Source organism: Streptomyces sp. WAC00040, assembly GCF_056835925.1.
In genome coordinates, this window is the sequence record NZ_JAKQZE010000001.1 from 553,555 (window position 1) to 572,746 (window position 19,192).

Here is a 19,192-nt window from a genome sequence, read left to right on the forward strand (position 1 = left end):
TACGTACCCCGGCATACCGCGTGCGGGGCATTGCGCGCGGCAGACGCCCGGCCGGATCCCGTGGGGGGAATCCGCTGTCGGGGATATGGGAAGCGCCCCGCCCGCCGACCCGTGGGGGGATCGGCGGCGGGGCGCTTTTCGCTGTTCGGGGCGGTGGGGCCATGGGCCCCCGCCCGGACAGAGAAGTACTCAGCGAGCCTCGACCGGGACGAAGTCGCGCAGGACCTCGCCGGTGTAGATCTGGCGCGGACGGCCGATGCGGGAACCGGGCTCCTTGATCATCTCGTGCCACTGGGCGATCCAGCCGGGAAGCCGGCCGAGCGCGAACAGCACGGTGAACATCTCGGTCGGGAAGCCCATGGCGCGGTAGATAAGACCCGTGTAGAAGTCCACGTTCGGGTAGAGGTTGCGCGAGACGAAGTAGTCGTCGGAGAGCGCGTGCTCCTCGAGCTTCAGCGCGATGTCGAGCAGCTCGTCGGACTTGCCGAGCGCCGAGAGGACATCGTGCGCCGCAGCCTTGATGATCTTCGCGCGCGGGTCGAAGCTCTTGTAGACCCGGTGGCCGAAGCCCATCAGACGGACGCCGTCCTCCTTGTTCTTCACCTTGCGGATGAAGGAGTCGACATCGCCGCCGTTGGCCTGGATGCCCTCGAGCATCTCCAGCACCGACTGGTTGGCGCCACCGTGCAGCGGGCCCCACAGGGCGCTGATGCCGGCGGAGATCGAGGCGAACATGTTCGCCTGCGAGGAGCCGACCAGACGCACGGTGGACGTGGAGCAGTTCTGCTCGTGGTCCGCGTGCAGGATCAGCAGCTTGTCGAGCGCCGAGACGACGACCGGGTCGAGTTCGTACTCCTGCGCCGGGACCGAGAAGGTCATGCGCAGGAAGTTCTCCACGTAACCGAGGTCGTTGCGCGGGTAGACGAAGGGGTGGCCGATCGACTTCTTGTATGCGTACGCCGCGATCGTCGGCAGCTTCGCGAGCAGCCGGATCGTCGAGAGGTGGCGCTGCGTCTCGTCGAAGGGGTTGTGGCTGTCCTGGTAGAAGGTCGACAGCGCACTGACCACGGACGACAGCATGGCCATCGGGTGGGCGTCGCGCGGGAAGCCCTGGAAGAAGCGCTTGACGTCCTCGTGCAGCAGCGTGTGCTGCGTGATCTCGCCCTTGAAGGTGGCGAGCTCGTCGACGGTGGGAAGCTCACCGTTGATCAGCAGGGACGCCACCTCGAGGAAGGTGGAGCGCTCGGCCAGCTGCTCGATCGGGTAACCGCGGTAGCGCAGAATGCCCTGCTCGCCGTCGAGGTAGGTGATCGCGGATTTATAGGCGGCGGTGTTGCCGTATCCACTGTCCAGGGTGACCAGACCGGTCTGGGCTCGGAGCTTCCCGATGTCGAAGCCCTTGTCACCGACGGTGCTGTCGACCACCGGGTAGGTGTATTCACCGTCCGCGTACCGCAGTACTACAGAGTTGTCGCTCACGTCATCCCTCACCGACGTAGTGCCTCTTCTTCGAGGTGCCCTGACTGTCTCTACCATCCCCCATTTGGCTCAGGAGAGTGCACTCGGGGTCGACCATTGGGCCTATCGGCGGCACTCAGTGCCGCCAACCTGCTCATCTTGCCCCCTTCGCCCCGCTTCCGGAAGCCGGGGTGGGGGTGGGGTGGTGTTTCCCACGCCCGTGGCCGCTCGAGAACGCCGCCCTCGGTGCCCCGGCCCTCCGGCCGGCTCACACGGCGAGGCGGTGCGCGAGGCCCGTGCAGCGCCTGCCTGCGGAAACGGTCCTGACCGCCTGGCCTATCGCCTTACGGGACCCGACCAGGACCACGAGCCTCTTCGCGCGGGTGACGGCCGTGTACAGCAGATTGCGCTGGAGCATCATCCACGCCCCCGTGGTGACCGGGATCACCACCGCCGGATACTCACTGCCCTGCGAGCGGTGGATGGTCACCGCGTACGCGTGCGCCAGCTCGTCCAGCTCGTCGAAGTCGTACGGGACCTCCTCGTCCTCGTCCGTCAGCACGGTCAGCCGCTGGTCGTCCATGTGCAGCGCCGTGACGACACCGACCGTGCCGTTGAAGACGCCGTTGCGCCCTTTCTCATAATTGTTACGGATCTGGGTGACCTTGTCGCCGACACGGAAGACCCGGCCGCCGAACCGCTTCTCCGGGAGGTCCGGCCGGGCCGGGGTGATCGCCTGCTGAAGCAGCCCGTTGAGCGTCCCCGCGCCGGCCGGGCCGCGGTGCATCGGCGCGAGAACCTGCACATCGCGGCGCGGATCGAGCCCGAACTTCGCCGGGATCCGGCGGGCCGCCACGTCGACGGTCACTCTGCCCGCGTCCTCGGTCTCCTCCTCCACGAACAGGAAGAAGTCGGGGAGGCCCGAAGTGATGGGCGGCAGACCGGTGTTGATCCGGTGGGCGTTGGTGATGACACCGGACTGCTGCGCCTGCCGGAAGATCCGCGTCAGACGCACACTCGGCACGGGACCGCCGTCCGCCAGCAGGTCACGCAGCACCTCCCCCGCGCCGACGCTCGGCAGCTGGTCCACGTCCCCCACCAGCAGCAGGTGCGCGCCCGGCGCCACGGCCTTGACCAGCTTGTTGGCCAGCAGCAGGTCGAGCATCGACGCCTCGTCGACGACGACCAGGTCCGCGTCCAGCGGCCGGTCCCTGTCGTACGCCGCTTCCCCGCCGGGCTTGAGCTCGAGCAGCCGGTGCACGGTCGACGCCTCGGCGCCGGTGAGCTCGGCGAGCCGCTTCGCCGCGCGGCCGGTGGGAGCGGCGAGCACCACTTTGGCCTTCTTCGCGCGGGCCAGTTCGACGATGGAGCGGACCGTGAACGACTTGCCGCAGCCCGGGCCGCCCGTCAGCACGGCGACCTTGGCGGTCAGGGCCAGCCTGACAGCCGCCTCCTGCTCGGGCGCCAGTTTCGCGCCTGTGCGGTCCGCGAGCCAGGCCAGCGCCTTGTCCCAGGCGACGTCCCGGAAGGCCGGCATCCGGTCGTCCTCCGCTGTCAGCAGCCGCCGCACCTGCCCCGCGAGGGACAGCTCGGCGCGGTGGAAGGGCACCAGGTACACGGCCGTCACGGGCTCGCCCCCTCCCGGTCCGGGCACCCGCTCCCGTACGACGCCCTCCTCGTCGGCCGCGAGCTCCGCGAGGCACTCGATGACCAGCCCGGTGTCGACCTGGAGCAGCTTCACCGCGTCGGCGATCAGCTGCTCCTCCGGCAGGAAGCAGTGACCCTGGTCCGTCGACCGGGACAGGGCGTACTGCAGGCCTGCCTTGACCCGCTCGGGACTGTCGTGGGGTATGCCGACCGCCTGCGCGATCTTGTCGGCGGTAAGGAACCCGATCCCCCACACATCGGCGGCCAGGCGGTACGGCTGGTTCCGCACGACCGAGATGGAGGCGTCCTCGTACTTCTTGTAGATCCGCACGGCGATGGACGTCGAGACGCCCACCCCTTGGAGGAAGACCATGACCTCCTTGATGGCCTTCTGCTCCTCCCAGGCCACGCCGATCATCTTCGTCCGCTTCGGCCCGAGGCCCGGCACCTCGATGAGCCGCTTCGGCTCCTGCTCGATGACATCGAGGGTGTCCGTGCCGAAGTGGTCGACGATCCGCTCGGCGATCCTCGGCCCGATCCCCTTGATCAGACCGGAGCCCAGATAACGCCGTATGCCCTGGATGGTGGCCGGCAGGACGGTGGTGTAGTTCTCCACGGTGAACTGCTTGCCGTACTGCGGGTGGGAGCCCCAACGGCCTTCCATACGCAGCGACTCGCCGACCTGCGCGCCGAGCAGCGAACCGACGACGGTGAGCAGGTCGCCGCCACGGCCGGTGTCGACGCGGGCGACCGTGTAGCCGTTCTCCTCGTTGGCGTACGTGATCCGCTCGAGCACGCCTTCGAGCACAGCGGGTTGGAACGCGACCGGATTGGACATGCCCCGACGTTATCGCCGCGCTCCGACAGCGCGGGCGGCCTGTGGACAACCCCGCTTCCGGCCGAGCTGGCCGGCGTCTCGCCGGCTCACGGCGGCAAGCGGTGGTCGCCGCGCCCCGCCCGCCACGAAGAGGGGGCCCGGTCGACGACCGGGCCCCTTACGCTCCCCCCGCCAAGGCCCGGCGCCGTCCCCCCGGATGCGCCACCCCCGAAGCCTTGACGACACATACGACTCCGGTGACGCAGAGATGGTTGCATGATCGCGCGGAGTAATTTCCGCCATGTTCCCGGGATCGGTTCCGGCCACGTCGGCTCGCCCCGGGTGCGGTGGCCTTCAGGGAGCTGCCGGATTTCCGAAGTGCTGCTCCACCAGCACTTCGCCGTCCGCCCCGTACGCGGTGACCGTCCACCCCTCGGGGCCCCGGGCCGGGTCGCCGAAGGCGTAGTACGTTCCCCAGCCCGGGTCGCCCTCGAGACGGAGCACGGACGCCGCGAACCGCGCGCCCGAGTCGAGGCGGACCTCGATCCGGTAAGGGACCGCGTCGGTGCGGAACGCGCCCCGGTACAGGGCATGTTCGGTGCCGATGTCCTTCCCGGAGCTGAGGCTGTCGTCGGGGATGTTGTCCCCGGTGTAGGAGCGGGCGTCGTCGATCGCGACGGTGAGGTCGCCAGGGCCCACGACATAGTTCTGCCGGCCGTCCGGCAGCAGTGCCATCCCGATGCCGTGGCCGATGGCCACCGGTTCGTACGGCTGGACCGTACGAATGCCCGAGGGCATGGCGGTGACCGGCGGGGCCGTCGCCGGCGGCGGGGCCGGGTGGGGGGACCGACCGGTCAGGGGCACGAGCGCGAGCCCGACGGCGAGCACAGTGACCGCGCCCAGGCCGGCTGCGGTACGGCGCCGCCGCGCCGCCCTTCCCCGGCGCAGCACCTCGTCCACGGGCGCCGGGCCCACGCGCACGGCGTCCGCCTCGTGGCGCAGCGCGTCGACGAGTCGCATGTCGTCCTCGTTCACGGCAGCCGCTCCCCCGTCATGTGCGCCGGGACGATGCCCGGATGCTCGCGCAGCTTCTTCAGCGCGCGTGCCGTATGACTGCGCACCGTACCGATCCCGGTGCCGAGCAGCCGGGCCACCTCGCTCTCGCTGCGGTCCTCCAGATAGCGCAGTACGACCACCGCCCGCTGCTTCGACGGCAGTTGGCCGAGCGCTTCCATCACGGCCCCCCGCTGTGTCACGGCGTCGGTCCGGTCCGGGGCGGCGGTCTCCGGGAAGCGGGTGGTGAGCCACTCGCGCAGCCGGGTGCGCCGCAGCCGGTCCACGTTGGCGTTGATCATGATGCGCCACACGTAGGAGTCCGGGTCGTCGGCCCCTTGTACGCGTTCCCACTTCACATAGGCCTTGGCCAGGGCCGCCTGCACCAGGTCCTCCGCGTCGTGGTGATGTCCGGTCAGCAGATGGGCGGTACGGAGCATGCGTGGCCAGCGGCTGACCACGAACGCCCGGAACTCCGCCTCCGCGCTCGTCTTCAAGCGAGTCCTCGTGTTCGCCGTCCGCGCGCGGCGCACGCCACGCTGTTGTGCCGCTCCCTCGTTACCGGCGCAACAGCGTGACATGGCCGCCCTATGGGCGGAACGTCGTCAACTGCCGGCCGGGAAGGGCACGAACGACAGGGTGGCGAGCACCGCACCGTCCGCCCCGTACGCGGTCACCTTGACGGTCTCCTCGGGCGCACCGGCGCCCGCCGCGTCGAGGTAGTACGTGCCCCAGCCCGGCTCACCGGGAAGCCTCAGCATGCCCGCGGCCTGCTCGGGACCGGTGCCGACGCGGACGGTGATGCGCGAGGGCATCGTGTCGGTGCGGAAGGCGCCCGTGAACAGGGCGTCGTCCCCGTCGGTCTGCAACCCGGCGCTGAGGCTGTTCGGGCGGATGCTGTCCCCGACGTACGCCTTGGCCCGCTCGACGGACTCCTCGAAGTCCTCCCAGGCCACCACATAGTTCTGCCGGCCCTGTGGGAGCAGCCCCATCTTCGCGCCCCGGCCCATCTCCACGGGCTGGTACGGCTGCACGACGCGCGGGCCCGTCCCGGCCGTGGTCACGGTCTCCGCGGTGGTCACGGTCGCGGCCGCGGCGGGCGTCTCGCTGCCGGTGCCGTCGGCCGTGGCCGTGGTGGTCTGCGCCGTGCCGTCGCCCAGGGCGAGCGCCGTCCCCGCGCCGCCCGCGAGAGCCATCGCCATGACCCCTGCCATGACGAGCCTCTTCGTCTTCATCGGTCCTCCGCTGGTCGTGTACGTGGTCGGTGTTGCCTTCATGTCTCAGACGGAGGACGACGCGCGCGTCTATGTCAGCGTCGGAGGACTTCTTTCCGAACGGGCCCGCGGAGCGCGCCACAGGGCGCGCCCAGTGCCACGGAACACGTCACCACGGCCGCTCCGGACCGCCTACCCTTCACGGCGTCCCTCGGTCACCCGCTCCACGTGGCCGGTGCCATCGCCGATGACGTAACCGGGCTTGCCCTCCGGACCGAGTCAGGGCAGTAGCCTCACCACTGGCACGCGGCGCCCCGCTCATCCGCGCCGTGGTGTCCTCGACAGGCGGCTGGTCGACGTTCGTGGCGGCCGCCAGAAGCGGCCACCTGTCCACATGAACGCCCAGGTGTGGAGACGCCTTTGCACCACCGCATGCGATGTACCTCATTGCGGGCGGAAAGTTCCTCGTGACAGCATTCCGCGGGTGAGTGACAACGGGGATGGCATATCGGGGCCTGATCGCCTCTCCAGACTTTCGGAGTTGGCCGAGTTGGCTGGTCCGACCGACCAGGGGGAACTGGTCGAGCACGCAGATGGGCCGGTGGCTGTGTCTGCCGAGCGGCCGGTGGCGGCTGTGTCTGCGCCGGTGGTGGATGAGGTGGCGGCGGGTCGGCGTCGGTTTGCGCGTTTGCTGGGTGAGTTCCGGCGTGCGGCGGTGTTGGTGCCGTTCGATGCGCAGGGGAGTTTGTGGACGGCTGATTTCAACGGGGTGCGGTGGATCTGTGCGTTCTCCGACGAGGAGGCGTTGTCGCGGTTCGCGCACGCTCAGCAGGATGCGGAGCGTGAGTGGGAGTACCGAACGGTGCTCGGTGCGCGGTTGCTGGATGTGATGGTGCCGATGCTGCCCTCTCCGGCGGGTGTTGCGCTGGATGCGGGTAGCGAGGACGGCATGTTGTTTCCGCCGGTGGAGGGTGTGGTGCCCGAGGCGGCGGTGGTGGATCTCGGGGGGACGCGGTGAGTGGGGAGCAGCCGGATCTTGCGGCGCCGCCGTCGGCTTTGGTGGAGATAGCGAGTGGTATCGATCTGGCGCATGCGGAGCTGAAGGAGCTCGGCATGATCGGGGAGGCGACGACGGGCCGGGGGTTTTCTGATCTGGCCTTGTCCGGCTTGGAGTTGGGTCATGGGGGTTTGACGTCGGAGTTCGAGACGTTCTGCAACCGGTGGGAGTGGGGGGTTCGGGCGCTCACGTTGAAGGGGAATCTGGTTGCTCAGGCGTTGGGGCTGTCGGCGGGGTCGTTCGCGGAGCAGGAGCGGTACGTCAAGGACACGCTGAAGATCGGTGTGAACTCGCTGAACGGTAATCCGCATCTGTCGGAGGACGAGGTCAAGCAGATGCGTTGGGACACGATCCGTGACCAGCATGCCTGGGACAACGCGGATTGGAGCAAGGAGTCGTTCTCCAAGGCGCATGCCGAGGTGAAGCAGACGTGGGCCAACACCACGTATGACGTGATGGATGCGCAGAACGACGCGATGGAGCGGGCGGGGATCTTGGATCCGGCGGTGCGGGAGCGGCTGGACGCGCAGTTGCGTGAGGACCTGGACCCTGATCAGGCGACGGTCGATCAGGCTGAGCAGCCGCGGTGGGGGGAGAGTCGCTGATGGGGGACTTCGGGATCATCGGTGACCTTGCGGGCAAGGCGACCGACAAGGTCGTGGACACGGTCGACGCCGGGATCGACAAGGGCAAGGAGGTCCTGGGCGAGGGCGTCGACTATGTGACCGACAAGGCCGGGCAGGGCCTGCGGCACTACGGCTACGACGGTGTGGCCGAGGCGGTCGAGGACTGGGGGGACGAGACCGCCTCGTCGCTCGGTGCGCAGGTGGGTGAGCAGCAGCTCGGTCAGACCGAGGAGGCGAACGAGCTGATCCACGGCCGGCCGGAGAAGATCGCCGACTCGGTGAAGAACCTACGGGACTTCCACAAGGCGTTCGACCTGGTCGGCGGCGGGCTGAAGAAGATGGACTCCGCCCACTGGAAGGGCGAGGCGGCCAACACCTTCCGGGAGAAGTTCGAGCCGCTTCCCACGGACTGGCTGCGCGCAGCGGACGCATGCGAGAGCGCGGCCAAAGCCCTGGAAACCTACTCCAAGGCGATCACCAGCGCGCAGGGCAAGGCGAAGGAGGCGATCGCCCTCTACAAGGAGGGTGAGAGCGACTCCAAGGCCGCGGTCGAGGCGTACAACAAGAAGGGCAGGGCGTACGACGCGGCGCGCAACAGCGACAACACCTGCCGCATCCGGGCGAGTTCACCGACCCGGGCAAGGCAAAGCGGGCCCGCGCACGGGAGATCCTCGCCGACGCCCGCAAGGCCCGCAACGAAGCAGCCGAGGCTGCCAAGAGCGCGGTGACAGCGGCCATGGCACACGCCCCGAAGGAACCGACCGGCCGGGACAAACTCCAGGCCGAGTTCACCGACTACGCCCTCGGCATGGGCGTGGAATCCATGCACCTGGCCGGCGGCGTCGTCAAAGGCACAGCGGGCATCGTCAACTTCGTCCGCTCGGTCAACCCGCTCGACATGTACAACCTCACCCACCCGGCCGAGTACTGGAAAGGCGTCAACACCACACTCGCCGGCATCGCCTCCACCGCCGCCAACCCCGACCGCGCTTTGAAGAACGCCTGGGAAGCAGCCAAGGGCGACCCGTCAGAATTCATCGGCCGCCTCATCCCCGAAATCCTCGGCACCAAAGGCGCAGGCGCCGTCAAAGGCCTGGTCACCGCCGGGAGGCACCTGCCCGACGGCCACAAACCCGGCAGCACGCGCGGGGACTACGAGCAGAATCCGGACAGCAGTAGCAAGCAATTTGCTGATACCCCGTGCAAGAAAGACCCTGTCGACATCGCCACAGGCCGCATGCTGCTGCCACAGACCGACATCGCGTTGCCCGCCTCGCTTCCGCTTGTGTTTCAGCGTACCTTCGACTCCTCGCGCCGCTCGGGGCTGTGGTTTGGTCCGACCTGGTCGTCGACGGTGGACCAGCGGCTGGAGATCGACTCCGAGGGTGTGATCTTCACCTGCGACGAAGGCAGCCTGCTCGCCTACCCTCACCCGGCACCCGGTGTCCCGGTCATGCCCACCCATGGCCGACGCTGGCCGTTGAGCCGGGTCGCGGACGGCTACACCATCACGGACCCTGCCACTGGCCGGGTCCGACACTTCACCGATCACAGCGACGAGCTCGCGCTCCTGGTCCAGATCGATGATCGCAACGGCCGCTGGATCACCTTCGAACACGACGAGACCGGCGCTCCGACCTCGGTCGTCCACCACAGCGGCTATCACCTGAAGCTCACCACCAGTGAAGGCCGCGTCACCGCCCTTCACCTCGCCGGCGCTGCCCTGGACGGGTCCGATCAGGAGATCCTGCGTTACGGCTACACCGACGGCTTCCTCACGGAGGTGGTCGGCTCCTGCGGCCGCCCTCTACGCTTCGGCTGCGACGAACACGGCCGCATCACCTCGTGGACCGACACCAACGGAAGTCGCTTCGACTACGTCTACGACGATCAGGACCGCTGCACCTACCAGTCGGGCACAAGCGGACATTTCAAAAGCACGTTCACCTGGGACGACGTCGATCCGGCAACCGGGCTCCGCATGACCACCATCACCAATGGTCTGGGGCACACCGAGCGTCACCTGATCAATGACAAGTCCCAAGTCGTGGCCGGGATCGACGCCTTGGGCGGGGTCACGCGATACCCGTCTCGCGGATGACAATCGAAAGGTCCTAGAGCGAGTCGACTTCATCTGGGACGGTTCGACCCTGTGCGAACAAATCAGTCGCAGAGACGAACAGCCCAACCCGGTGGCGTTGACCTGGGATCACAATGGTATGCGTCCACTTGCCCAGACGGAACGCATCCTCCCTACGGACGCAACTCAGGCAGCATCGCTCGCCGCACAGGCAACAATCGACGAGCGCTTCTTCGCCATCATCTCGGACCTTGTCGGTACTCCCACCACGCTGATCGACGAGTCGGGAGATCCGGCGTGGAGGACACGCGGTCTGCTCTGGGGTTCGACAGCGTGGGAGACAACGAGCACGGCGTACACCCCTCTCCGGTTCCCAGGCCAGTACTTCGACCCGGAAACGGGCCTGCACTACAACTTCCATCGCCACTACGACCCCCACACGGCGCGCTATCTCACGCCTGATCCCCTTGGCCTTGCACCAGCACCGAACCCGGACACCTACGTCCTGAACCCTCTCCGGGAGATCGACCCGCTCGGCCTGTCTCCGTACAAGGTTCTGTACCATGGCACGCGAGAATGGAAGGGTGAGGAATTCTCGCTGGACCCGGAAATCAATGAGAAGCGCCCGTACACCCCGAACGCCGGGATTTATCTGACGGACGACTTCAACCGAGCGGCAACCCAGTACGCCGGGCCGGCGGGAACCGTGGTGAGGGTTGAGGTTCCCATAGATAAGGCCGAGCCCTGGCTAAGGCTCCATGAAGGTCCGGCAGGCAACCTGCCAGAGTACTTTGTGGACTCTGTCGATGATCTGCCACTTCTCAACAAGCACCTGAAGGCCCTCCCGCAGGGGGAGGCGATAGTCCAGCACTTCATGAATCTCTTTTAGATGTCGGGAGGAAGAAATGGCAGGCGAGTCGTCTGTGTCGTCTGAAACGTCGCTCGCGAGGGCAATTTTCGGGCCCTTGGGGGGAATCGTCGAGATAGGGGCCGTCGCCGATGCGGGCCGAGTGCCCCTGCGTGATGTCTCCGTGGGCGACTTCGTCGAGCGCCACCGTGGAGTACTGGACCAAATCCTGACCGGTGTTCGAGAAATCGGGGACTTCCACGCCGGGACGATGGCGATTTTCGATGAGCTCGGTTGGCATCGCCAGCATGAAATCCAAGCGCCGTCCCTGCTTCTGTGGTCTGCCTGCATCGAAGAGTTCTCGCCTCGAATCGATGAACCCGCCTCCGTACAGAGGATGGTGCGATTCGGCTCCGATCTCCAACTGGTCAACTTCATGCAAGCGCTGGTGGGAACGGCATCACAAAGAGCGCACAACATGGAGGCAGGGTCGGACCTCATCATCCGAATTGTGGGACTCGCCGCGTCATTGGTAGGGGCGCACCGCGAACGGGCAGTCCTGGAAATCTTCAGGATGTGGCGTGTCACGTTCCTGCCTCAAATTCTGACGCCATCGTCCAACTCGCCCGAGGAAGTCAAGCGGAACTTCAGAAAGTGTGCGCATCTGCTGGAGTCATCGCTCCTTGAGGCGTGATTCGGAGCAGTTGCACAGATCGCGGACGTGGCGGAAGGCGACATGGTCATGGAAGCCGGTTTTTCGGCGCAAGCACCGGCTGACATCCTGGAGTTGGCCCGCCACATCAGAAGATGGCTCCCCGCCGGCCCGGTCGAGGTTCGCTTCACCTCGCCGGGCGGGCCCGCGGGCGGCCGGACCCTGCGCATTGCAGGACCGGCCGACGAACTGGCAATCGGGGTCGCCTCGACACACGACAATTACCCGAGGCGACGGAACGGCTGTGGAGACCGTTGATCGACGTGGCAGTTGCCACCCTGGGCGGGAGGGAACTGCGATTCAAGACCGGCTTCATGAAGGGCGAGGTCGATTCCGCCGCAGCACCGCTCGGCCGCCTCTTCGACCTCCGATAGCCGGTCAGCGGCGTTGAGCTCAAGCATCCCGTTCTGACCAATGGAGACCCCGTGCGTGCAGCCGGTGAAGCGGAAATTGCAGGCGGCAACGGGTCATACTTCGGGATGGAAGTCAACAACAACAGCGGTCACTACAAACCGTCACTCGAAAGCCTTGAGGTAGGAAAGGAAGCCTTTGAGCGGGCCGGAATTCAAGTCTTCTGACATTGGTCGACCGAGAATTGTCAAGGAGTGCTCGTGAGTGCCTTCTCAGGCTGCTCGCTGGACGAACTGGAGCGGCGTGTCCAGGGCGGTGATGATGCTGTTGAGGGGGCGCAGGACTGGGAACAGTTGCGCGAACTGGGCGTCGGTAGGATGCAATCCGATGCGTACCCCCAGGGAATCCAGCTCCGGTGGGGACACCTGGCGTTGACTGCCATCGCCTGCAAGTACGCGTCGACTCCGGAGGATCCGAAGAAGGCGGTGGCCGAATCGGCTCTTGTCCGCGCCTACATGATCCGACAGTTCGGGGAGAGCGAAGAGGACGAAGCCCGACAGATCGGCGACCTCTGCGCATACGTGGAGACGCATCTCGACCTCACGCGCGAAGACGCCCTCCGATTGGCAGCGGAGTATCGGCGCGCTCCGGGCCCACAGATGCTTCACCTGCGACGTATCAAGAACATGCTGACGCCGTTGGCAGTGATTCAGGATCTGCTGCATGAAGACGATCCGATTCAGCAGGGCATCTCGGAGTGGCTGCCCTTGCTCCCCGAACTCCCGTAGCAGGCGGCCGGGCCGACCCAATGCAGTGTGCCGGCCGCACCCCCCGCGGCCGGTGCTCAGAACGCCTCTCGCACGTACCTCCCCGCCGTCTCCTCCAGAACCTCCACCCCGTCCCGCGCCCACAAGCCGTCGTTGAACAGCTCCACCTCGATGAAGCCCCTCCAGCCGGCAGCCTCCACCCGCTCGCGCCACTCGCGCATGTCGATCGCGCCGTCGCCGAGTTGGCCGCGGCCGTTGAGGACGCCGGCGGGCAACGGGGTCGTCCAGTCCGCAAGTTGGAAGGAGTGGATGCGGCCCGCTGCTCCCGCGCGGGCGACCGCCGCCGGGGCCCGGTCGTCCCACCAGATGTGGTAGGTGTCCACGACCACGCCCACCTGGTCGGCCGGGAAGCGTTCCGCCAGGTCCAGGGCCTGGTCCAGCGTCGAGACCACGCAGCGGTCGGACGCGAACATCGGGTGGAGCGGCTCGATCGCGAGGCGGACGCCGCGTTCACCGGCGTAGGGGGCCAGCACGGACAGCGCGTCCGCGATGCGTTCCCGGGCCGCCACCAGGTCGCGGCTGCCCGGCGGGAGGCCGCCCGAGACCATGACCAGGGTGTCCGTGCCCAGCGCCGCGGCCTCGTCGATCGCGGCGCGGTTGTCGTCCAGCGCGCGGGCCCGGTCGGCCTCCTCGGTCGCGGTGAGGAAGCCACCCCGGCACAGGGACGTGACCGAAAGGCCCGCGTCCCGCACGAGCTTCGCCGTCGCGTCGAGGCCGTACTCCGCGACCGGTTCGCGCCACAGGCCCACGGCCGGGACGCCGAGCCGGACGCACGCCTCGGTCAGCTCCGGCACGGTCAGCTGCTTGACCGTCATCTGGTTGATGCTGAAACGCGAGAGAGGATTCACTGCGGGACTCCGTAGACGTTCAGCAGGGACTTCATCCGGGTCTCGGCCAGCGCCGGGCCGGGGAACAGGCCGAGCCCGTCAGCGAGTTCGTACGCGCGTGCCAGATGCGGCAGCGAGCGCGCCGACTGGAGTCCGCCGATCATCGTGAAGTGGGACTGGTGGCCGGCCAGCCAGGCGAGGAGCACGACGCCCGTCTTGTAGAAGCGCGTCGGGGCCTGGAACAAGTGCCGGGAGAGTTCCACGGTCGGGTCGAGGAGCTTGCGGAAGCCCTCCGTGTCGCCGGTGTCCAGGACCCGTACTGCCTCCGCCGCCAGCGGCCCCAGCGGGTCGAAGATGCCGAGCAGGGCGTGGCTGAAACGTCCTCCCGCCGCCGGCTCCTCCCCCGCGATCAGTTCGGGGTAGTTGAAGTCGTCACCGGTGTAGCAGCGCACCCCCTGTGGCAGGCGTCGGCGCAGTTCCACCTCCCGCCGCGCGTCCAGCAGCGAGATCTTGATGCCGTCGACCTTGTCGGGGTGGGCCGCGATGACCTCGAGGAAGGTCTCCGTGGCCGCGTCCAGGTCGGACGAGCCCCAGTAGCCTTTCAGGGCCGGATCGAACATCGGGCCGAGCCAGTGGAGGATCACCGGCTCCGACGCCTGGCGCAGCAGGTGGCCGTAGACATCGAGGTAGTCCTCGGCGGACGTCGCCTCCGCGGCCAGAGCCCGGGAGCACATCAGGATCGCCTGCGCACCCGTGGACTCGACGAGGGCGAGCTGCTCCTCGTACGCCGACCGTACCGACGCGAGCGACGCCGGCCCGATCAGCTGGTCGGTGCCGACGCCGCAGGCGATCCTGCCGCCGACCGCCTTCGCCTCTGCGGCCGAGCGCCGGATCAGCTCGGCCGCGCCCGCCCAGTCGAGACCCATCCCGCGCTGCGCGGTGTCCATCGCCTCCGCCACGCCGAGCCCGTGCGACCACAAGTGGCGGCGGAAGGCGAGCGTGGCGTCCCAGTCGACGGCGGCGGGAGAGTCGGGACTGACGTCGGCGTACGGGTCGGCCACGACATGGGCCGCGGAGAAGACCGTACGGGAGGTGAGCCGAGCCGAGGTCGTGAAGCCCACAGGTTCGGTGCGCGGCTCGTACGCGGTCAAGGAGCGGTCCGCCCGCGGGAGTCGGATCGTCACAGCGACAGCTCCGGCACCTCGAGCCGCCGGCCCTCCGCCGACGAACGCAGACCCAGCTCGGCGAGCTGCACGCCGCGCGCGCCGGCCATCAGGTCCCAGTGGTAGGGCTCGTCGAGGACCACGTGGCGCAGGAACAGCTCCCACTGGGCCTTGAAGCCGTTGTCGAAGTCGGTGTTGTCCGGGATCTCCTGCCACTGGTCGCGGAACGACTCGGTGACCGGCAGGTCCGGGTTCCACACCGGCTTCGGGGTGGCGGAGCGGTGCTGGGCACGGCAGTTGCGCAGTCCGGCGACCGCGGAGCCGTGGGTGCCGTCCACCTGGAACTCGACGAGTTCGTCGCGGTTGACCCGTACCGCCCAGGAGGAGTTGATCTGGGTGATCGCGCCGCCCTCGAGCTGGAAGGTGCCGTACGCGGCGTCGTCGGCGGTCGCCGCGTAGGGCTTGCCCTGCTCGTCCCAGCGCTGCGGGACGTGGATCGCGACCTGTGCGCTGACGGAGGTGACACGGCCGAACAACTCGTGCAGCACGTACTCCCAGTGCGGGAACATGTCGACGGTGATGCCGCCGCCGTCCTCGCTCCGGTAGTTCCAGCTGGGGCGCTGTGCCTCCTGCCAGTCGCCCTCGAAGACCCAGTAGCCGAACTCGCCCCGCACGGACAGGATCCGCCCGAAGAAGCCGCCGTCGACGAGGCGCTTCAGCTTCAGCAGGCCCGGCAGGAAGATCTTGTCCTGGACGACGCCGTGCTTGATTCCCCGGTCCCCGGCCAGGCGGGCGAGTTCCAGCGCGCCGGCCAGGTCGGTGGCGGTCGGCTTCTCGGTGTAGAGGTGCTTGCCGGCCGCGATCGCCTTCTTCAGCGCCCCGACGCGGGCGGAGGTGACCTGCGCGTCGCAGTAGATGTCGATGCTCTCGTCCGCGAGGACGGCGTCGAGGTCGGTCGAGACCTCGGTGATGCCGTGCCGTTCCGCGATCTCGCGCAGCGCGTGCTCGCGCCGGCCGACCAGCACCGGCTCCGGCCAGAGCACCTCGCCGTCGCCGAGGTCGAGACCGCCCTGTTCACGGATCGCCAAGACGGAGCGCACCAGGTGCTGGCGGTAGCCCATCCGCCCTGTGACGCCGTTCATGGCGATCCGCACTGTTCTGCGTGTCACGAAGTGCCTCCGTCTTTCATCTCGGTTCTTCCGAGTTGCCTCGACATGCGCGCAGCAAGCGCTTTCTACGCGATATGAAGCTAGCCTGCCGACAGCGGCCCGGACAAGGGGACGCTCCATCTCACGCGGAGGAAAGCGATGACAGTCACCCTGGCGGATGTGGCGGCCCGCGCCCGGGTGTCCCCGGCGACCGTCTCCCGCGTACTGAACGGCAACTACCCGGTCGCCGCGTCGACGCGGGAGCGCGTGCTGCGAGCGGTGGACGAGCTCGACTACGTCCTCAACGGCCCGGCGAGCTCACTCGCCGCCGCCACGTCCGACCTCGTCGGCATCCTCGTCAACGACATCGCCGACCCCTTCTTCGGGATCATGGCCGGAGCGGCGCAGACAGAGATCGGCGGGCAGGAGGGTACGGGCCGGGCGGGCGGCGAGAAGCTCGCCGTCGTCTGCAACACCGGCGGCTCCCCCGAACGTGAACTGACCTATCTCACCCTGCTCCAGCGCCAGCGCGCGGCTGCCGTGATCCTCACCGGCGGCGCGCTGGAGGACCCCGACCACATCGCCGCCATGACCACGAAACTCAGCAGGCTCGCGGACGCCGGGACCACGGTCGTACTGTGCGGCCGCCCGCCGCTGCCCGGCAGCGACGCCGTCGTCGCCTCGCTCGCCTTCGACAACCGCGGCGGCGGACGGCGGCTCACAGAGCACCTGCTCACGCTCGGCCACCGCCGCATCGGGTACGTCGCCGGGCCCGTGGAACGCACCACGACCCGCCACCGGCTCGAGGGCCACCGCGCGGCGATGGCCGCCGCCGGGCTGGGCGGGGACACGGCGGAGCAGGCACGGCTCACGGTGCACGGTCCGTACGACCGCAGGTCCGGCTACGACGCGACCCTCGAACTGCTGCGCAGGGACCCGGAACTGACGGCGATCGTCGCCGCGAACGACACCGTCGCGCTGGGCGCGTGCGCGGCGCTGCGGGACCAGGGCCTGCGGATCCCCCACGACATCTCGGTCGCGGGCTTCGACGACCTGCCCTTCTCCGTGGACGCGGTGCCGGCGCTCACGACCGTCCGGCTCCCGCTCTTCGAGGCCGGGGCCCGCGCCGGCCGGCTGGCCATGGGCAACGAGGCGCCGCCGCCCGGAGGCATCGCCTCGATCGCGGCGGAGCTGATGGCCCGGGACTCGACGGCGCCACCACGGGCGTGACGGCAGGGGGGACGGCACCGGCGTGAAGGCACGGGTGGCGGCACCGACGTGACCCGGCGGCCCCGTCCCCACGGCTCTCGGTCACCGGAAGCCGGGGGCGTGCCGCGCCCGGCCGCCCCGGCGCGGGGCCGTCAGCGGCCCCGCCGTGCCGCCGGGCCGCCCCCCGTCACCCGAACGGCCCACACCCGCTCGCCGCCCGGCAGGCACGGCCAGACGCTGAGGTTTCCTGCCCCTGAGGACGGAGAACGAGCATGTCCAGTAGTACTCGAAGCACCCGAACCGCCTCGCCCGGTACAGGCGGCGGGGCCGCCTGGGCCGCCGGCGGCACGGTGTTCGCCGGTGTCCTGATGCTGGTGGAAGGCGTCTTCGGCATCCTGTCCGGGATCGCCGCGATCGCCGAGGACGACGTGTACACGCAAGTCGGCGACTACGTCTTCAAGTTCAACCTCACCACTTGGGGCTGGATCCATCTGATCCTCGGCATCCTGGTGGCGGTCACCGGCGGGGGCATCCTCCAGGGAGCCGCCTGGGCGCGGGGCCTCGGTGTGGGGCTGGCCGCGCTGGTCGTCGTCCTTCAGTTCATGTGGCTGCCCTACCAGCCGATCTGGGCGGTGGTCTCCATCGCGATCGCCGTGTTCGTCATCTGGTCCCTGACCTCCTATCACGGACGCGGGTCGGATCACGACCGCACGACCGCGCACTGAAACCACCGCGACCTGCGGTGACACCGGGAAGCTGCGGGAACGCAGCCCGGCCCGGGGCCTTCCGTCCACCGTCGCGGGGGAGGAAACATGACGCGCGACGCATCGCCGGGGGGTACCGCAGCCGGTCGTTCCGGGTCCGGTGTCCCCCGGCCGCAGGCCCGCGTCCTCCTCCCCCTCGTCCTGCCGGCGCTGCTCATCGGGGTCGCGTCCAGCCTCGTGCTGATCGGGGTGAGCGAACTCGCCGAAGAGCTCCAGCACTGGCTGTGGGACATCGTGCCGGGACGGTGGGGCTTCTCCGGCACGTCCGCGGGCTGGACCCTCGCCGTGCTCACCACGGCCGGTCTGGCCACGGGCCTGCTCGTCTGGAAGTTCCCCGGCCGTACCGGCCCGGACCCGGCCACGCGCGGTCTGGTCGACCCGCCGCTGCCGGTGCGGGTCCTGCCCGGGCTGCTGCTCGCCGTCGTCGTGACCCTGGCCGGCGGGGTGAGTCTCGGTCCGGAGAACCCGATCACCTCGGTCAACGTCGCACTCGCCTGTGCGCTGGGGATGAAGGCCATGCCCCGCATCCCCGCCGCCGTCTGGGTGTCGCTCGCGGCCGCCGGCACCGTGGGCGCACTGTTCGGCACACCGGTCGCGGCCGCCCTCATCCTCTCCGAGATCCAGGCCGGGCCCGATCCACGGCCCTTGTGGGACCGGCTTTTCGCGCCGCTGGTCGCCGCCGGGGCCGGGGCACTGACCACCGTGCTGATCGGGGAACCGATGCTGACCGTCAGTGTCGACCCCTACCCCGGGCCCCGGCTGATCGACGCGGTGTCCGCCATGGCGGTCGCCGCGGCCGCCGCCGTCGTCGCTATGGCCGCCGTGTACGTCTTCCCTCACGTCCACCGCCTGTTCCATCGACTTGGGCACCCTCTCCTGATGCTGACCGCGGGCGGTCTGGTGCTCGGCGCGCTGGGCGTCCTCGGCGGGCAGCTGACCCTCTTCAAGGGCCTGGAGGAGATGCGGGAACTCACTGCTCACCCGGAGGAGCACGGGGCGGCGAACCTGGCGCTGCTCGCCCTGGTGAAGCTGGCCGCGCTCGTCGTCGCCGCCTCGTGCGGCTTCCAGGGCGGACGGATCTTCCCCGCGGTGTTCGTGGGCGTGGCTCTCGGGATGCTCGCCCACGCCCTTGTCGATGCGGTGCCGATGGCACTGGCGACGGGAGCCGCCGTGCTCGGTGTGCTGGTCGCCGTGACCCGGCAGGGCTGGCTGAGCCTGTTCATGGCCACCGTCCTCGTCGCCGACCCACGCCTGCTGCCCCTGCTGTGTGTGGCGATCCTTCCCGCGTGGCTGATCGTCACCGGCCGCCCGGAGATGCAGATCCGGGGCACGGCGGAGCCGGCCGGGGCATTGCCGGGGCAGGCAGGGCGGGCATAGCGTTGACCGAGTCAA

At 68.8% G+C, this 19,192-nt stretch carries 17 protein-coding genes and 2 pseudogenes; 11 read left to right on the forward strand and 8 right to left on the reverse strand.

The window, feature by feature from the left end:
• Positions 1-189: 189 nt before the first annotated feature.
• The 5 genes from MDN94_RS02495 to MDN94_RS02515 all read right to left on the reverse strand — a co-directional run bounded on the left by MDN94_RS02495 (position 190) and on the right by MDN94_RS02515 (position 6,210).
• On the reverse strand, positions 190-1,479 hold the full coding sequence (locus MDN94_RS02495) for a citrate synthase (RefSeq protein ID WP_453460233.1): 1,290 nt from the start codon (positions 1,477-1,479) through the stop codon (positions 190-192).
• Positions 1,480-1,726: 247 nt separating this feature from the next.
• Positions 1,727-3,943, reverse strand: coding sequence for an SF1B family DNA helicase RecD2 (recD2, locus tag MDN94_RS02500; RefSeq protein ID WP_482724348.1), 2,217 nt, complete (start codon positions 3,941-3,943; stop codon positions 1,727-1,729).
• A 333-nt stretch (positions 3,944-4,276) separates the two neighbouring features.
• Positions 4,277-4,957 carry a hypothetical protein gene (locus tag MDN94_RS02505; RefSeq protein ID WP_482724349.1) on the reverse strand — a complete coding sequence of 227 codons (681 nt, stop codon included), beginning with the start codon at positions 4,955-4,957 and terminating at the stop codon, positions 4,277-4,279.
• Positions 4,954-5,472 carry a SigE family RNA polymerase sigma factor gene (locus MDN94_RS02510; RefSeq protein WP_482724350.1) on the reverse strand — a complete coding sequence of 173 codons (519 nt, stop codon included), beginning with the start codon at positions 5,470-5,472 and terminating at the stop codon, positions 4,954-4,956. The genes MDN94_RS02505 and MDN94_RS02510 overlap by 4 nt, the downstream gene beginning before the upstream one ends.
• A gap of 108 nt (positions 5,473-5,580) precedes the next feature.
• On the reverse strand, positions 5,581-6,210 hold the full coding sequence (locus tag MDN94_RS02515; RefSeq protein ID WP_482724351.1) for a hypothetical protein: 630 nt from the start codon (positions 6,208-6,210) through the stop codon (positions 5,581-5,583).
• A gap of 463 nt (positions 6,211-6,673) precedes the next feature.
• Here MDN94_RS02515 and MDN94_RS02520 point away from each other — a divergent pair, with 463 nt between their 5' ends.
• From MDN94_RS02520 to MDN94_RS02555, 8 genes and pseudogenes are all read left to right on the forward strand, one after another.
• Positions 6,674-7,207, forward strand: a complete 534-nt coding sequence (locus MDN94_RS02520) for an SseB family protein (RefSeq protein ID WP_482724352.1) — start codon at positions 6,674-6,676, stop codon at positions 7,205-7,207.
• On the forward strand, positions 7,204-7,851 hold the full coding sequence (locus tag MDN94_RS02525; protein WP_482724353.1) for a hypothetical protein: 648 nt from the start codon (positions 7,204-7,206) through the stop codon (positions 7,849-7,851). Before MDN94_RS02520 ends, MDN94_RS02525 begins: the two co-directional genes overlap by 4 nt.
• A pseudogene (locus tag MDN94_RS02530) lies at positions 7,851-8,572 on the forward strand (putative T7SS-secreted protein); the annotation flags it as partial. The gene MDN94_RS02525 and the pseudogene MDN94_RS02530, both read left to right, overlap by 1 nt.
• Before the next feature lie 537 nt (positions 8,573-9,109).
• Complete coding sequence (locus MDN94_RS02535) at positions 9,110-9,973, forward strand: DUF6531 domain-containing protein (protein WP_482726982.1); 864 nt, start codon at positions 9,110-9,112, stop codon at positions 9,971-9,973.
• Positions 9,960-10,499 (forward strand): annotated as a pseudogene (locus tag MDN94_RS02540) (RHS repeat-associated core domain-containing protein); the annotation flags it as partial. The gene MDN94_RS02535 and the pseudogene MDN94_RS02540, both read left to right, overlap by 14 nt.
• 358 nt (positions 10,500-10,857) lie before the next feature.
• Positions 10,858-11,493, forward strand: a complete 636-nt coding sequence (locus MDN94_RS02545) for a hypothetical protein (RefSeq protein ID WP_482724354.1) — start codon at positions 10,858-10,860, stop codon at positions 11,491-11,493.
• A gap of 443 nt (positions 11,494-11,936) precedes the next feature.
• Positions 11,937-12,089, forward strand: a complete 153-nt coding sequence (locus MDN94_RS02550) for a hypothetical protein (RefSeq protein WP_482724355.1) — start codon at positions 11,937-11,939, stop codon at positions 12,087-12,089.
• A gap of 33 nt (positions 12,090-12,122) precedes the next feature.
• Positions 12,123-12,650 carry a hypothetical protein gene (locus tag MDN94_RS02555; RefSeq protein ID WP_482724356.1) on the forward strand — a complete coding sequence of 176 codons (528 nt, stop codon included), beginning with the start codon at positions 12,123-12,125 and terminating at the stop codon, positions 12,648-12,650.
• Between the two features lie 56 nt (positions 12,651-12,706).
• On the opposite strand, the gene MDN94_RS02560 is transcribed toward MDN94_RS02555, so the two are convergent.
• The 3 genes from MDN94_RS02560 to MDN94_RS02570 are packed head-to-tail and all read right to left on the reverse strand — an operon-like array spanning position 12,707 to position 15,848.
• Entirely contained in the window at positions 12,707-13,537 is an 831-nt protein-coding gene (locus MDN94_RS02560; RefSeq protein ID WP_482724357.1) for a sugar phosphate isomerase/epimerase family protein, read from the reverse strand.
• Positions 13,534-14,700, reverse strand: a complete 1,167-nt coding sequence (locus tag MDN94_RS02565; protein ID WP_482724358.1) for a dihydrodipicolinate synthase family protein — start codon at positions 14,698-14,700, stop codon at positions 13,534-13,536. The genes MDN94_RS02560 and MDN94_RS02565 overlap by 4 nt, the downstream gene beginning before the upstream one ends.
• On the reverse strand, positions 14,697-15,848 hold the full coding sequence (locus MDN94_RS02570; RefSeq protein WP_482724359.1) for a Gfo/Idh/MocA family protein: 1,152 nt from the start codon (positions 15,846-15,848) through the stop codon (positions 14,697-14,699). The genes MDN94_RS02565 and MDN94_RS02570 overlap by 4 nt, the downstream gene beginning before the upstream one ends.
• 138 nt (positions 15,849-15,986) lie before the next feature.
• On the opposite strand from MDN94_RS02570, the gene MDN94_RS02575 reads away from it, so the two are divergent.
• The 3 genes from MDN94_RS02575 (at position 15,987) to MDN94_RS02585 (ending at position 19,177) form a co-directional block, all read left to right on the forward strand.
• Positions 15,987-17,057 carry a LacI family DNA-binding transcriptional regulator gene (locus MDN94_RS02575; RefSeq protein ID WP_482724360.1) on the forward strand — a complete coding sequence of 357 codons (1,071 nt, stop codon included), beginning with the start codon at positions 15,987-15,989 and terminating at the stop codon, positions 17,055-17,057.
• 251 nt (positions 17,058-17,308) lie between these two features.
• The gene (locus MDN94_RS02580; protein WP_482724361.1) at positions 17,309-17,761 is read left to right on the forward strand and encodes a DUF7144 family membrane protein; all 453 of its coding nucleotides are present in this window, start codon (positions 17,309-17,311) and stop codon (positions 17,759-17,761) included.
• An 87-nt stretch (positions 17,762-17,848) separates the two neighbouring features.
• Positions 17,849-19,177, forward strand: a complete 1,329-nt coding sequence (locus tag MDN94_RS02585) for an ion channel protein (protein WP_482724362.1) — start codon at positions 17,849-17,851, stop codon at positions 19,175-19,177.
• Positions 19,178-19,192 lie beyond the last annotated feature (15 nt).